This is a genomic window from Collinsella sp. TF08-11AT (genome assembly GCF_003437035.1).
Lineage (GTDB): Bacteria > Actinomycetota > Coriobacteriia > Coriobacteriales > Coriobacteriaceae > Collinsella.
Window position 1 is genome coordinate 20,007 of record NZ_QSRL01000009.1, and the last position, 13,455, is coordinate 33,461.

Genomic DNA, 13,455 nt, shown 5'->3' on the forward strand with positions numbered 1-13,455 from the left:
CGGCACGTTTTGTTTGGGCTGCACGTTTTTGTTTTGGGAGATCCATTTGAGCCTCATAGTTATGTTCACGTTCGGGAACATAACGCCAGTTGCCTTAGCTAAGTTCACGTTCGGGAACATAGCCGTCCGCAGCGCAAGACGGCCCGGCTACTCAAAGTATTGGAACTTGTTCGTCGAGAAGGCGAACGTTACGACAAAGCCTTCGCCGGAGTCGGATGCCGCCGTGACGTCGATGCCCATCTTGGAGCATAGGCGCGCCACCAGGTAGAGGCCGATGCCCGTTGCGCGCTTGGTGGTGCGGCCGTTGTCGCCGGTAAAGCCCTTCTCGAACACGCGCGGCAGGTCTGCCGCACACACGCCGCAGCCGTTGTCCGCAACGGTGAGCTCGATGCGCTCGCTCGCCAGGCCCTCGTCCAGTAACGCGCCCGAAAACACGATCTTCGCGCCGTCCTCGCGCGCATATTTAATGCTGTTCTGAATGAGCTGGCCCAGGATAAACTCGAGCCATTTTTCGTCGGTAAAGACCTCGAAGTCGAGGTTCTCGCACACCGGAGCCACGTGCGCCGCAATGAGCTCGCGCGCGTTGGCCTTAATCGCACCCGTCACCAAGGTCTTAAGGTCCCAGCGGCGAATCAGGTAGTCGCGCTCCACGACTTCCGAGCGCGCGTAGTACAGCGCCTGGTCGATATAGCGTTCCACGCGAGCCAACTCGCGACCCAGGTCATCGACACGTGTTGGGTCATCTGCGCCGCCGTCGAGGTTTTCCAGAATCAGGTGAGCCGCCGCCAGGGGCAGCTTGGCCTCGTGGACCCAGCTCTCGATATAGTCGCGATAGTCTTCGGTCTGACGCCGGCCCTCGGCAACCTCGTCGCAGGCGGCTTTGCCCACCCGGCACAGGACCTCGTACTCGAGCTCGCCCTCGGCATAGGTTGGGCATTGCACCATCTCCTGCACCCATGCGGGACTCTCGAGCTCCTCTGCCGCGCGCTCCAACTGACGCAGAAAACGGCGACGGCGAGCGTACTCGATCACGATGCCGAGCATACCGAAGATAAAGGACACGCCAACCGCCACGACCACGATAGAAACGGGTGCGCCGGCGACCGTCAGCACAAAGCAGCTCAGCAGCACGCCGCACGTCCACACGGCGACGGGAAGCAGTGCATCTTTAAAGAACTTGCCAAACGACATAGCCGGCCCCTAGACCGAATAGCCTTGGCCGCGATGCGTCGTCAAATACCCCTTGATGCCGATTTTTTCGAGCGTGGTGCGCAGGCGGTTGATGTTGACGGTGAGCGTATTGTCGTCCACGAAGGCGTCGGAGTCCCACAGGTCCTGCATGATGGCCGAGCGCGAGACGATCTTGCCCGCGCGGCTCAGGAGCAGCGAGAGAATGCGCAGCTCATTTTTGGTGAGCTCGGTGCTGTCGCCGGTCGCCGTGTTGGTGACCATAGAGCGGGCGAGGTCGAGCTCCAGCCCCTTGTGGACGAGCGTGCTGCGCTCGCCTGACGCCGCGGTGCGACGCAGCAGTGCGTTGATGCGCGCCACGAGCACGCGCGCGCTATAGGGCTTGGGAACAAAGTCGTCCGCGCCGAGCGTCATGGCCATGACCTCGTCGATCTCGGTCGTGCGCGAGGTGAGGACGATGATGGGGACCTCGGATTCGCGGCGAACCTCGTGGCAGATATGCTGGCCGTCCTTGACGGGAAGCGTGAGGTCGAGCAGCACCAGGTCGGGCGCGGCGGCGAGAATATCGCGCGAGACATGCTCGAACGATTCGCAGGCCTCGATTTCAAACCCGGCGCGGGCAAGGATGTCGACAAGCTCACGACGAATGGGCTCGTCGTCCTCAACGATATAGATTAGCGCCATGGATTCCGCTCCCCTCTTGGTTGTCTTGCCACCATTATGGCTGCGAAACTGCAGGTGCGCGCCACGCACGTCGCCAAGGTGACAGAACTGTTCGCGAGCGGGGGCGTTTTGTCCGCCTCGCACTCGCAGCGGTGGCGGGAACCAAAATGATTCTTTAATCCCCGTCCCAGAATAATCATTTAGCGGCGGGCGCGAAGCTTTTCGTAGCCGTCGGCAAAGAAGGCGACCGTCGCGGCATCAGACTCGGCGGCGTCGGCGTCGGTGGCAGGCACCACGCCGTGCTCGTCGCTTACCAGGAACAAGGCGCCCTTGAGCTGTGCGGGAATGTCTACGCGCGTGACCGGGATGCCCTTGGTCTGGGCCAGCTGCTCTATGAGCGTCGCCGTGCCACACAGGCACTCGTCCGCCGGCGCCACAAAGGCCAGCTCGCCGTTGTTGACGGCAGCGAGCAGCTCGGGCGCCACGCCGGTTTCGTCGGCCTCGGAGCGGGCCTCGGCGGAGCGGGCACGCAGCGCCTTGGCCGAAGTATCGGCCAGCGGCTCGTACTCACCCACCGTCATGGCGGCATTGCCGTTAACGTCGATCACCAGCATGAGCACGCCGTCGTGCGCGGTGTAATCGCCCTCGGCAAGCGACCACTCAACGTGCTGCTTGGCCCAGCTGAGCATGTTATGGGCAAGCGGCTCGCCCTGCACCAAGCGCTCGGACAGCGCGCGAATGTGACGGTTGAGCATGGGCACCTTTTTGTTGGACATGCGCCAACGGCAGATAAGCGCGGGCTTGTCGAGCGTAAACTTCTCGACCGCCTCCTGATTGGCGCAAAAGTCCTCGTACGCACGCTGGTCCTCGGCATTGCCAAACAGCTCTGCATCATCAATCTGGGGCATGGTCATACCTTTCGTGTTAGTCATTCCGTCCTCTTATACCAAAAAGACGGCCCTCCAAACGGAGCGGCCGTCTTTTGCAGAGATAATTTTAGAAGCGAGGCGGTCCAAGGGACGAGATAACATCCCATCCTCCCCAGTCAACCTAACAGGTCGGCGAGGGTTGCCCAGGTGCCGCAGATTGCCGTGAAAGAGGAGCGACGCGTACTTGGGTACGCGGGCGACGAATGAGCGACAAGGTGCGGTGGTTGGGCAAGCCGCAGCGCCACCTCCCTACTTAATGGCGGAAGTGGCGCGCACCCGTGAAGACCATCGCAATACCATGCTCGTTGCAGGCCTGGATGCTCTCGTCGTCACGCTTGGAGCCGCCGGGCTGGATGATGCAGGTCACGCCGTGCGCGGCAAGCACGTCGACGTTGTCGCGGAACGGGAAGAACGCGTCGCTTGCGCAAGCAAAGCCGCCCTTCTCCACGCCCTCGCGCTCGCAGAAGTCCTCGGCACGCTCGCAGGCAAGCAGTGCAGAGTCAACGCGGTTAGGCTGACCCGGGCCCATGCCAATGCCGGCCTTGCCCTTGGAGACCAGGATAGCATTGGACTTGACGCCCTTGCAGACCTTCCAGGCAAACTCGAGCTCGGCCATTTCGGCATCGGTGGGCTTGCGGTCGGTGGGGAACGTAAAGGTCGCGGGATCCTCGGTCACGTGGTCGACTTCCTGCACCAGCATGCCGCCGTCGATGGAGCGCAGCTCCACTTGGGCACCGTGGTCCACGCCGCCGGTAGCCAGCACGCGCAGGTTGGGGCGCTTGGCCATGCGCTCGAGCGCCTCGGCGGTATAGCTCGGGGCGATGATGACCTCGACGAACTGCTTGTTCTCGTCGGCAAAATGCTCAACCAGCTCAAAGGGAACCTCGCGGTTGCAGGCGATGATGCCGCCGAAGGCGCTCTTGGGATCGCAGGCGAAAGCGCGGTCGTAGGCGGCCGTGATGTCCTCGGCAACGGCGGAACCGCAGGGGTTCTGATGCTTGAGGATCACGCAGGCCGGCTCGTCGAACTCGCGGACCAGGTTCCAGGCGGCATCGGCGTCCAGATAGTTGTTGTAGCTGAGCGGCTTGCCCTGGATCTGCTCGGAGCCCACAAGCGGGAACTGAGAGCTCGCGGTGTTCTCGCAGCCCTCGGCAAAGCGATAGACCGTGGCCTTCTGCTGCGGGTTCTCACCATAGCGCAGGTCGTCGACCTTCTCCAGCGAGATCTCGAGCTTGGCAGAGGTGTCCGCCACGTCGCTTGCCTGAGCGGCAAGCCAACGGGAGATAGCCGTGTCGTAGGCGGCGGTAGTCTGGTAGACCTTCACCTGCAGGCGGCGACGGGTGGAAAGCGTGGTGCAGCCACCGGTCTCGCGCATCTCGGCCAGGACGGCATCATAGTCGGCCGGGTCGGAGATGACGGTAACGCTCGCGGCGTTCTTGGCGGCAGAGCGCAGCATGGAGGGACCACCGATGTCGATGTGCTCGATGGCATCCGCAAAGGTGACCTCGGGGTTGGCGACGGTCTTCTCGAACTCGTACAGGTTGACGACGACCAGGTCGATCAGCTTAATGCCGTGCTGGGCGGCCTCCTGCATGTGCTGCTCGGAATCGCGGCGGGCCAGCAGCGCGCCGTGAACCTTGGGGTGTAGGGTCTTAACGCGGCCGTCCATCATCTCGGGATAGCCCGTGAACTCCTCGATGGGGGTTACGGGAACGCCCGCGTCCTCGATGGCACGAGCCGTGCCGCCCGTAGAGATGATCTCGACGCCAAAGTCATCAACCAGCGTCCGTGCGAAATCGACGACGCCCGTCTTATCGGTAACCGAGATCAACGCGCGTGCGATCTTCACATCAGATCCCATGCAGTCCTCCTGTCTGGTACGCCGCCGTGCTCTGTGAGTCGGTGATACGTCGATCTGCAGCGCTCGCGCAGCGGCATTGAAAATACTGATTCAATGTAGCGCATCGAGCGCATCGATGCACCCCGCAACGGGCGCATGTGCAGAAAAAGTTTGCGCGCGGAGGGGATGGGCGCAGCACCGGGCGCGGTGAGTTCATGGAACACAGGGGCACCATAATTAGATGCCAATGGCGTGGTAGAACTGTGCTCGATATGCATCCGCAAAAGAAAGAGGCACTATGGTCTCGCGGGTTCTCTACCGACCGTTTGACACCGAAGACTTCGACGCCATCGCGCTGATTCTGCAGCAGCTTTGGCATAACAATTCGGATAACGATGAGTACAACCGCCTTGAGGCCGCGTGCGACCTTGCCTACTGCCTTTCGTCGTCGACGTTTTCGCAGGTTGCGGTGATTGACGGTCAGGCGCGTGGCATTTCGCTCGCGCGTGCGGGACAGAGCTCCGGCGCCACCGTTAAGGAACATTGGATGGATACCGAACGCGCGCTGCTATCGCAGATGCGTGAGCTGGAGCCCGATGCCTGCGCCGAGTATCTCTCGTTTGTACGCGCAACCATCCGAACCAACAACCGTCTGCTCGAGAGCAGCCCGTTGCCGCACGACAACGAGGTCACGCTGCTTGCCGTGGATCGCGATGTCCATGGTCTGGGCGTTGGCACGGTTCTGCTCGATGCCGCAGTCTCGCACCTGTCCTCGCTTGGAGCGACGAGGGCGCACCTGTACACCGACTCCAACTGCTCGTGGAAGTTCTACGAGTTGCACGGCTTTAAGCGCACGGCCACGCACCGCGCCAACCGCGAAGAGCGCCGCCACGCCATGCCGCGCGAAAGCTTCCTCTACGAACTCGATCTAACAGCCTAGCCCAAGCAGCCACACCTAGTCATTTAAGAACGTCCCCAATGACTGATCCCCAACAACTAGTCATTTAAGTCTGTCCCTAATGAGTGGCCTAGGGGGTTTGTAGATAGCCGTGGTCAAAATACATCAAATATGAGTACTGTTACCTTTTTAGTAGCAGCGATTCGGGGCATTTTTGATGCTTATAGGCATGACGACCAGCTGCACGAGCTGACGTAACTCCCCAAATGTTCAATAAAATGAGCTCCTAACGAGAAGTACTCTCATTAGGAGCCCATTATTATGTGCAAACATATGTGACCAACGCAGCAACAGTACTCATATTTGACATTTTTTGTCCACTGCCCCTTGCGCGAAGGTCCTCAGCGGAAAGTTTGACCCGTTTCGATGCACAAAAATGGGATGAATCTTCCCTGGCAACCGCCCAGAAAGATCCACCCCAAAGCAAGCGCTCGCTAGAACGTTCCGCCGCCGCCTCCGCCGACGCCGCCACCGCCGCCACCGGAAAAGCCGCCACCGCTGCCGCCGCTCGAGCTATCGGAACTCGAAGCCAGCTCGCGGATGGTCTCGTGATACACATCGTTGAACGAATCGAGCGGAGACTCGTTGCCGTAGTGATGGTAATACCACCAGTAGCAGGGGTAGTTGTCGTAGAAATCGTCGCTGTTGCGCAAATCCGCAGGCACGGCCTCGGCCAGCTGTCGCAGCACTTCTTTCGAAACGCCCAGGGCAACGCCCATCACCAGCAGCTTGTTCCACAAGATCAGGTCGCTGGGGACGGCCTCCTTCAGGCGCGTAAAGTCCTCGAGCCAATGCTTGAGCGCCTTGCAGCGAGCCGCCACCTCGGCGCCCTCCGGCGTGTAGCGACGGAAGGTGCAGCTCAGGACAAAGCCCACGATCGTGACGGGGATCGAGATCATAGCGGCGCCGACATTGGCATCCGCAAAGTCGGTATAGATCAGAGAGCCCAGAATGCCAAAGACGATGATGATGCCGAGAACCAAGCCGGCAACCAGGGCGATGGTGCCATCCGATGCGATAAACTCGCGCGCCTCCAGCTTGCCCTTAACCGTGCTCTGATAGTCCTCGAGCTTGTCGCCAACAGATGTGGTGCGCTCGCTAGCGTACTCCTCCAGCTCGCTAAACGTGCGCGAACGGACTCCGTCCTTATCGGGCTTAACGCCGGCGAAGAAGACCTTGAGCACATCGCGATCGATGCCGTCCTTCTTGGCAGCCTTCCAGGCCTCGTCGGTCACTGTGATGCGATACGTCTGCTCCTCTTTTTCGCGACGGAGCAGACCCTTCTTCTTGGTCTCGGTCGCTTCTTCCAGCTTGATCACGCGGTCGTCGGTAAGCTTCATAAGCGTGGCGATATATGCCTGATCGGGCACCTCGTTCCAGCTCATGAGGGCCGAAAGCACGGCGGGATGGTCGGCCGAAGGCACATCGCGGAAATATTCGTCCTGGAAAAGCGGCTTGGGCTTGCGGCGGCGCAGCTTGAGCACAACGATTGTGCCGGTAAAGGCCACCGCCGCGACAACACTTAGCACGGCAAGCGCATTGGCAATCATGCGAGCGTGAGCGCGGCGAGCGTTGGCCTCGTCGGCCCATTCCTTCTCTTCGCTCAGAATCGTCGACATGCGCTTTTCGCCCGAGACGGCAAGCTGCGGCACCCAGTCGCTGGGGAAGGCGATGCGTGCCTCGGCGAATTCGCCCTCATGCACGCAGGGAATGGTATAGGTGACCATGGGCTCGTCCGCATCGAGCGACACGTCGCCCGTCAGCGGGCCGTGGCCCCATGCGCGGAAGTTATCGCCCTTGACGGCAGCCGTCCCGGCAGCGGCATTTGCAAAGTAGACTTCCATCTCGACGTCATCGGAGTCCGCAGACCAGCCGTCACCCACGAACTTCCAGTAGAGCTCGGCGGTATCGGCCCAGTTCATAACCGCACCGGTCATGGTGTAGCTCACGTAGTAGATTGCGCTGTCGCCGCTCTCGTGAGGGCTGAACACCTTAATCTTTACGCCGTCGTCGGACTGTTCCACCGTGTAAACGCCGTCGTCGCCTTTATTTGCGCTGTCGACCTTGTTAAACGCAGTGTCGTCTTCCTCGACGCTCAGCACATTGACGACCACCGAGCCGCCTTGCTGGTTAGAGCCTGTATTGATATCCCAATACACGCCGTTAATGTCATCGTCGAAATCGAACTGGCGTCCCTCGACAACGGTCAGCGAGCCATCGGCCTCAACCGTGGCACCGATATAGGTTTGGCTCATGGAGTAGCCGTCGGCGTGCGCGACGGCAGGCAGCAGCAACAACGCAAGCGCGACGAGTGCGCAGACGGAAGCGAACCGCGCAAACAGGCGGCGCTGCCGACAGGGCTGGGCAACGGGGGCGTTCATAGGCACATCCTTTGTCTGTGGTACCAGTAGCGTCATTGTCCCACGTTTGCGAGTTCATGTGACGAACATCTAGGTCAGCGGAGCGTCAAAACGGGACAAAAGTCACGCCCGCCGCCGGCACCTGGGGACGTTCCTTATCTGCCGGCAATCTGGGACACTCCTTGGCATAGCCCGCTCCGGCAATAGATACCACTTCATAGCTCCATCACAGGTGTAGCGGCTTTGTGTGGGCGCGGCATGCGCTGATTGAGCCGCCAGTTGAGGGGCATAAAGCAGTTGAGCGAAAACGGTTTGCCCCTTTGCCGTCCGCTTGAGGATCATGTCCCCCTTTTCCGCGGAAACCCCGGCAGTTGCGAAGAGCTGCCGGGGTTTCCGTCGTTTGAGGGCTAGATTGATTGACGACGATTAAGGCGCCGAGCCGGTGGTCCGGCACGCGCAACGTGTGGCCTCAGCAACTTGCAGGCCACGGCAGCGTCTCCCCCACCACGCCCCGCGCTATACTCGTCCGCATGGACATCAACGCACGCAACATAGCAACAACCGCCGCCGACGCGCCAACGACGCCGGCCGCTCCCGCGCCCGTCGTGGGGCGCTTCGCCCCGTCGCCCTCGGGCCGTATGCACCTGGGCAACGTGTTCAGCTGCCTGTGCGCATGGCTTTCGGCCCGCAGCCAGGGCGGCAGCATCGTGTTACGCATTGAGGACCTGGACGATCGCTGCAAGCGCCCGGAACTTGCCGCCCAATTGATTGACGACCTGGCCTGGCTGGGGCTGGAGTGGGACGAAGGCCCCTACTACCAGCACGACCGCCTAGACCTGTACGAGAGCGCCTTGCGCCGGCTGAAAGACGCCGGCCTCACCTATCCCTGCTTTTGCACACGCGCCGAGCTCCACGCCGCGAGTGCACCGCACGCGAGCGACGGCACGCCCATCTACCGTGGCGCCTGCCGAAGTCTTTCGGCCGAGGAGGTGGCCCGCCGCAGCGCCCTGCGCGCCCCGGCCACACGTCTGCGCGTGCCCACCGTCGACGACCTCGCAGACGACGTGATCGAATTTGTGGATCGCACGTACGGCGCCCAATGCGAAGCACTCGCCACCGAGTGCGGCGACTTTTTGGTGCGCCGCAGCGACGGCGTGTTTGCCTATCAGCTAGCCGTGGTGGTCGACGACGCTGCCATGGGCGTCACCGAGGTCGTGCGCGGATGCGACCTGCTGGGGTCCACGCCGCGCCAGATCTATCTGCAGCACCTGTTGGGACTGCCCACGCCGCACTACGCACATATTCCGCTGCTCATGGCACCGGACGGCCGCCGCCTTTCCAAACGAGACCGCGATCTGGACCTGGGCGAACTCCGCGCCCGCTTTGGCACGCCCGAAGCGCTGCTGGGCTGGCTCGCCGGGCAAACGGGCATCGCGCCGGACACCACGCCGCGCTCTGCCGAGCGGCTGGTCGAGCACTTTAGCTGGGACGTCATCCGCGCGCACCGCGAGAACATCACCGTAATGGCCGAGTAGTCAAACGCCCTGCCCCCTTCACTACCCCCCCCCGACGAGTGCGTAATTCTGTATCTTGTTATGTACGGAATAGTTCCGTACAATGATGCAAAGGAGGTTTTACCATGCCAACGATTGAGAAACAGCGCCGTATGGATCTAAGGCTGACCGAGCGTCAACGCCTTACTTACGAGCGCGCCGCGGCCTTGCGCGGGCAAACTCTCACCCAATGGGCCACGGCTCACCTTGACGAGAGCTCCGCACGTGACATCGCCGAGGCGTCAACAACCTATCTTTCTCCTGATGGTTTTGATGCATTTTGCGAAATGCTCGACTCAGCCATGCCCCAAGCCGCAAAAGCGTTGCTCGACCGTAAAGCGATTTGGGAATGAGCACGTTTACCAAGCCCGTTCAACTCCCCGTTGGTCAAGGCATCGAGGCTTTCCACTGCGGTAATACCCTTGTAGACGGATGGGCTAAAAACAGATCAGCCTCGGCGCGAAGAAGAGGGTCGGCGGTTATATACGCATCGTATTACGACGGCGCAGTCGCCGGGTTCTATACGCTATGTACGCACTCCGTAGCTCGCGAAAATGTTGACGGAGGATGGTTCGTTCGGAACTCCCCCTCCCAAGTTCCCGCAGTGTTGCTTGGAATGATGGGGGTTGATGAGAAATTCAAGGGGCTTGGTCTGGGAGCATCGTTGCTCAAAGATGCCATCGAAAACGCCTTGAAAATTTCTGCCCTAGCGGGAGCGCGAGCTTTGGTTGTCGATCCAGTAGATGATGAGGCGGCAGCGTTCTATGCGCATTTCGGCTTTGCAGCCCTACCCGGCACCAACCGAATGGCGTTGAAACTCTAGACCGCCAGCAGCATCTCCTCCAGCTCCCAGTATGCCTTAAGTTACCCTACAGATAATGACTATTGCCAAAATGTAGGGTAACTACCCAAGGCATCATACGAAGAGCTCGCTATGCCTGCCCCTACGCAACGTCCCAGGGCTGGAGCTCGCCGCCCAGGCGAACGATGCAGTCGTAGAGCACGGTGTGGCGCTCGGCCGGGTTGGCATCCCGATGAAAATGCCCGTAGTACCAGCGCTTGTAGTCCAAGCGATCTTCCAGCTCGTCGAAAAATGCCGTAAGCCGATCGACAGCTGGATAATTCCAGCCAGGTGCCGGATAGAGCGTGGGCGAGAGCATGCGCGTGGAGCAGGTGTGGGTGATCACGTAGTCGACCTTCCAGCCCACGCTATCGAGCTTTGCCCGCGCCTCCTCAAAGTTGCGCTCGCCCGGCAGCTCCTGCGGCCACCAGCTGGAATACGGGATGCGGTATTCCTTGTCCACACTCGTGGCGCCGCCCATGGTAAAGATCGTCGACCCACCGAGCTCAAAAACCTCGCCGCGCGTCAGGCGCCGTATAGGCGAGGTGTCCGACAGGCGTTGCGTCAGTCCACCGTGCCACAACTCCAGGGGGCGCTCCGCCCAATGGTCGTAGCGTTCGTGGTTGCCGTCGACGAACAGCACGGTATAGGGGCGCGACTCCAGCCAGGCGATATCGGCGCATTCCTCGGCAGAAAAATCCCACGGAAAGCCAAAGTCTCCCGCGATAATCAGATAGTCGTCGCTCGTCAGACTATCCCCAAGCTCCCAGTCGCGGAGCTTTTGCATGTCGATGCCACCGTGGACATCACCCGTCACATAAACCGTCATCGGATCACCACTTCCCTCTTATAGGCTTCGAGATCGTGCTCGATCTGCTCGTCGCCCGTGGCGTTGACCCACCACGGCCATTTAACGCAACACGCCGGCTCGTCGACCTGCGCAAACCACGACTTGAGCTCCTCCAGGCTCACCGGGGCGTAGCCGTTGGCGTCCACGCCCACGTCATAGCGCAGCAGCCCCTGCCTAAGGTTGAACGTGTTGTACGCGCCGCCGCAGCTGTGGATATGTCCGTGAAGATGCCAGCCGCCGTGCGACATGCCTTGCCAGTCGACCATGGGATAGTGGCTCAGCACGATTTTTTGGCGGTCGATCTTGAGCACACAAATGGGCGGCTCGACGATAAAAGCATCCGCCACCGCAGGCTGCGTCCAGTCTTTGTCGTGGTTGCCAGGCAGCAGATGGACGTGCTTGCATGCAATGCTCTTACGCAGCTCGTAGGCGTCTTGCACCGTCATCTTAAAGCTGAAGTCGCCCAGAATATAAAGCTCGTCGTCCAAAGCGACCTTGCTATTAATGTTGGCGACCATGGCGTCGTTCATCTGCGCACCAGTCGACCAAGGCCTGTCGGCGAGCCGCAGCATGTTCTCGTGTCCAAAGTGGGTATCGCTGGTAAACCAGATCATGGGAACCTCCTAACGCTGTTGCCCAGAATTTCCACTCGCCGCCCCACCCTACTCATCGGTGCATCGCGCCTCAATCGGCACGATATCTTGGTAGATCAGGCGATGCTTGTCGTCGCGCCATTCATCGTCATGGTAATGGCCAAAGAACCAGGTGCGGTAGTCGAGTCGCCCGTCGAGCTCGCCCAAAAAGGCCTGCAGCGAATCGTCGTAGAACTCGCGATTGCACTCCATGCACAGCTCGTCTGCCAAATCGACCGGCGCCTCGTGAGTCACAACATAGTCGACCTTCCAGCCCACACGATCGAGCGAGGCGCGACAGTATTCCATCTCGCTCTCACTCGGCATTTCCTCGGGCCACCACGTCTTTCCCTCCCGGCGCCACTGTTTGTCATGGCTCGCGGCGCCACCCATGGCGAGCACCGTGTTCCCCGCGATGTCGAACACCTCTCCGCGCATCAGGTGCAGCACATGCGGGCGAGCCTCGTGAACGAGGCCCCCGTTCCACTCTCGGATCGGCAGCCCCGCCAGCAGATGATAGTTCTCGTGATTGCCGTCGACAAAACACGTAGTCCAGGGCTTGGACTCAAACCAGTCGAGCCAGTATTTGTCGGTGTTTGAGCCACTCCATATAAAGCCAAAGTCGCCGGCAACGATCACCACGTCATCGCGCGTCAGCGTACGGCCCAATGGCCAAACGCGCGACGAGAAGCGGCTCGCCCCGTACTCGGCAACACCGTGAACGTCTCCGGTAACGAAAATGGACATTAAGCGGCACCTCCGTGCTGTGCGACTCTAGACAAATCGATGGCAGAAATTGCGGGTCTGCCCCGGCATCTGCATCCCTTAGGGCTTACCCCTCGTTCTTCCATCCAAACGGGTCAAACACCCAAAAGATCAGATCGAGCACGCCGCCGGTCATCATGGCACCGGCAAGGGCGATGATGACGTGCAGGGAACTGGCACTTCGGAGCACGTCGAATGGCCCCAGAACAGCCAGCAGCGCGATCGCTGCGCCGGCTGCGCACAGCGCGAGACACGGCCCCGCGTCCTTGACGCACTTCTTTGCGAGATGTTTGGTGTTGTCACTCATCGATATCGAACTCCTTAGAGGGTCGCTGTTCAGATGCATGCCGCCGCGACGGAGCATGACGGCAGGTTAAGTGTCACATGTCGTGCGGACACGTTTTTAAACCCACGCGTCCGCAGGGACCCATATCCTTGCAGAGCAGCCCTGAAGAATCTCCTAAACCGCCGACGGGCAACATGCTGAACAGGGGATCTTTCCTCGCTTGAGCGCGGTCGCCAAAGGCACGCTTGTTCTGATGGCGTTTTGAGGAAGGTTCTTGCATCCAGCAGAGCGGTGATAAATCTTGCCGTTCTTAGTGACGATTACCTTGATTTTTGAGGTATCCACACTGCGGGGCTCGATGGGCGCGGTCGCTTCTCGATGAGCCGACGCTGTTTTCCAAGGCTTGCCTCTCGAAAAACCAGAATCGCAGAACCGATTGATATAGCTGTCGAAACATCCATCGAACAGCAGCCCCGTTGCCAGGCCCGCCATGAATCCACAGACGATCGTGGCCTCTCCCCTAATTTGCATATGTCCCTCCTTAATCGCTCTTAAAGAACAAGGCAGCGCGCGCCGCATGGAGCCTCATC

At 60.5% G+C, this 13,455-nt stretch carries 14 protein-coding genes; 4 read left to right on the top strand and 10 right to left on the bottom strand.

Features of this window, described 5'->3' with window-relative positions:
- Window positions 1-147 precede the first annotated feature (147 nt).
- From DXC79_RS06785 to purH, 4 genes are all read right to left on the bottom strand, one after another.
- Entirely contained in the window at window positions 148-1,191 is a 1,044-nt protein-coding gene (locus tag DXC79_RS06785) for a sensor histidine kinase (protein ID WP_117564916.1), read from the bottom strand.
- A gap of 9 nt (window positions 1,192-1,200) precedes the next feature.
- The gene (locus DXC79_RS06790; RefSeq protein ID WP_117564915.1) at window positions 1,201-1,872 is read right to left on the bottom strand and encodes a response regulator transcription factor; all 672 of its coding nucleotides are present in this window, start codon (window positions 1,870-1,872) and stop codon (window positions 1,201-1,203) included.
- Between the two features lie 179 nt (window positions 1,873-2,051).
- Window positions 2,052-2,783: a hypothetical protein gene (locus DXC79_RS06795; RefSeq protein ID WP_117635613.1), complete on the bottom strand. Its 732-nt coding sequence runs from the start codon at window positions 2,781-2,783 to the stop codon at window positions 2,052-2,054.
- 250 nt (window positions 2,784-3,033) lie between these two features.
- A complete protein-coding gene (purH, locus tag DXC79_RS06800; protein ID WP_117635614.1) occupies window positions 3,034-4,641 on the bottom strand; it encodes a bifunctional phosphoribosylaminoimidazolecarboxamide formyltransferase/IMP cyclohydrolase in 1,608 nt (535 codons plus the stop codon).
- Window positions 4,642-4,918: 277 nt separating this feature from the next.
- Here purH and DXC79_RS06805 point away from each other — a divergent pair, with 277 nt between their 5' ends.
- Window positions 4,919-5,560: a GNAT family N-acetyltransferase gene (locus DXC79_RS06805; RefSeq protein WP_117635615.1), complete on the top strand. Its 642-nt coding sequence runs from the start codon at window positions 4,919-4,921 to the stop codon at window positions 5,558-5,560.
- A gap of 452 nt (window positions 5,561-6,012) precedes the next feature.
- On the opposite strand, the gene DXC79_RS10055 is transcribed toward DXC79_RS06805, so the two are convergent.
- Window positions 6,013-7,959 carry a DUF2207 domain-containing protein gene (locus DXC79_RS10055; protein ID WP_158550985.1) on the bottom strand — a complete coding sequence of 649 codons (1,947 nt, stop codon included), beginning with the start codon at window positions 7,957-7,959 and terminating at the stop codon, window positions 6,013-6,015.
- Window positions 7,960-8,354: 395 nt separating this feature from the next.
- On the opposite strand from DXC79_RS10055, the gene gluQRS reads away from it, so the two are divergent.
- The 3 genes from gluQRS (at window position 8,355) to DXC79_RS06825 (ending at window position 10,314) form a co-directional block, all read left to right on the top strand.
- Window positions 8,355-9,473, top strand: coding sequence for a tRNA glutamyl-Q(34) synthetase GluQRS (gene gluQRS / locus DXC79_RS06815; RefSeq protein ID WP_255413268.1), 1,119 nt, complete (start codon window positions 8,355-8,357; stop codon window positions 9,471-9,473).
- 104 nt (window positions 9,474-9,577) lie between these two features.
- Complete coding sequence (locus tag DXC79_RS06820) at window positions 9,578-9,844, top strand: DUF1778 domain-containing protein (protein ID WP_117635616.1); 267 nt, start codon at window positions 9,578-9,580, stop codon at window positions 9,842-9,844.
- Window positions 9,841-10,314, top strand: a complete 474-nt coding sequence (locus DXC79_RS06825; protein ID WP_089572440.1) for a GNAT family N-acetyltransferase — start codon at window positions 9,841-9,843, stop codon at window positions 10,312-10,314. The genes DXC79_RS06820 and DXC79_RS06825 overlap by 4 nt, the downstream gene beginning before the upstream one ends.
- Window positions 10,315-10,435: 121 nt before the next feature.
- Here DXC79_RS06825 and DXC79_RS06830 read toward each other — a convergent pair whose 3' ends face one another.
- The 5 genes from DXC79_RS06830 to DXC79_RS06850 form a co-directional block, all read right to left on the bottom strand.
- Entirely contained in the window at window positions 10,436-11,161 is a 726-nt protein-coding gene (locus DXC79_RS06830; protein ID WP_089572441.1) for a metallophosphoesterase, read from the bottom strand.
- Entirely contained in the window at window positions 11,158-11,796 is a 639-nt protein-coding gene (locus DXC79_RS06835; RefSeq protein WP_117635617.1) for a hypothetical protein, read from the bottom strand. The genes DXC79_RS06830 and DXC79_RS06835 overlap by 4 nt, the downstream gene beginning before the upstream one ends.
- Before the next feature lie 48 nt (window positions 11,797-11,844).
- Window positions 11,845-12,561: a metallophosphoesterase gene (locus tag DXC79_RS06840; RefSeq protein WP_117635618.1), complete on the bottom strand. Its 717-nt coding sequence runs from the start codon at window positions 12,559-12,561 to the stop codon at window positions 11,845-11,847.
- Between the two features lie 85 nt (window positions 12,562-12,646).
- Window positions 12,647-12,886, bottom strand: coding sequence for a hypothetical protein (locus DXC79_RS06845; RefSeq protein ID WP_117635619.1), 240 nt, complete (start codon window positions 12,884-12,886; stop codon window positions 12,647-12,649).
- A gap of 153 nt (window positions 12,887-13,039) precedes the next feature.
- Window positions 13,040-13,396, bottom strand: coding sequence for a hypothetical protein (locus DXC79_RS06850; RefSeq protein WP_117635620.1), 357 nt, complete (start codon window positions 13,394-13,396; stop codon window positions 13,040-13,042).
- Window positions 13,397-13,455 lie beyond the last annotated feature (59 nt).

Coding starts and splice junctions, on each gene's coding strand:
- DXC79_RS06785 (WP_117564916.1), bottom strand. CDS start 1,191: ATGTCGTTTGGCAAGTTCTTTAAAGATGCACTGCTTCCCGTCGCCGTG.
- DXC79_RS06790 (WP_117564915.1), bottom strand. CDS start 1,872: ATGGCGCTAATCTATATCGTTGAGGACGACGAGCCCATTCGTCGTGAG.
- DXC79_RS06795 (WP_117635613.1), bottom strand. CDS start 2,783: ATGACTAACACGAAAGGTATGACCATGCCCCAGATTGATGATGCAGAG.
- purH (WP_117635614.1), bottom strand. CDS start 4,641: ATGGGATCTGATGTGAAGATCGCACGCGCGTTGATCTCGGTTACCGAT.
- DXC79_RS06805 (WP_117635615.1), top strand. CDS start 4,919: ATGGTCTCGCGGGTTCTCTACCGACCGTTTGACACCGAAGACTTCGAC.
- DXC79_RS10055 (WP_158550985.1), bottom strand. CDS start 7,959: ATGAACGCCCCCGTTGCCCAGCCCTGTCGGCAGCGCCGCCTGTTTGCG.
- DXC79_RS06820 (WP_117635616.1), top strand. CDS start 9,578: ATGCCAACGATTGAGAAACAGCGCCGTATGGATCTAAGGCTGACCGAG.
- DXC79_RS06825 (WP_089572440.1), top strand. CDS start 9,841: ATGAGCACGTTTACCAAGCCCGTTCAACTCCCCGTTGGTCAAGGCATC.
- DXC79_RS06830 (WP_089572441.1), bottom strand. CDS start 11,161: ATGACGGTTTATGTGACGGGTGATGTCCACGGTGGCATCGACATGCAA.
- DXC79_RS06835 (WP_117635617.1), bottom strand. CDS start 11,796: ATGATCTGGTTTACCAGCGATACCCACTTTGGACACGAGAACATGCTG.
- DXC79_RS06840 (WP_117635618.1), bottom strand. CDS start 12,561: ATGTCCATTTTCGTTACCGGAGACGTTCACGGTGTTGCCGAGTACGGG.
- DXC79_RS06845 (WP_117635619.1), bottom strand. CDS start 12,886: ATGAGTGACAACACCAAACATCTCGCAAAGAAGTGCGTCAAGGACGCG.
- DXC79_RS06850 (WP_117635620.1), bottom strand. CDS start 13,396: ATGCAAATTAGGGGAGAGGCCACGATCGTCTGTGGATTCATGGCGGGC.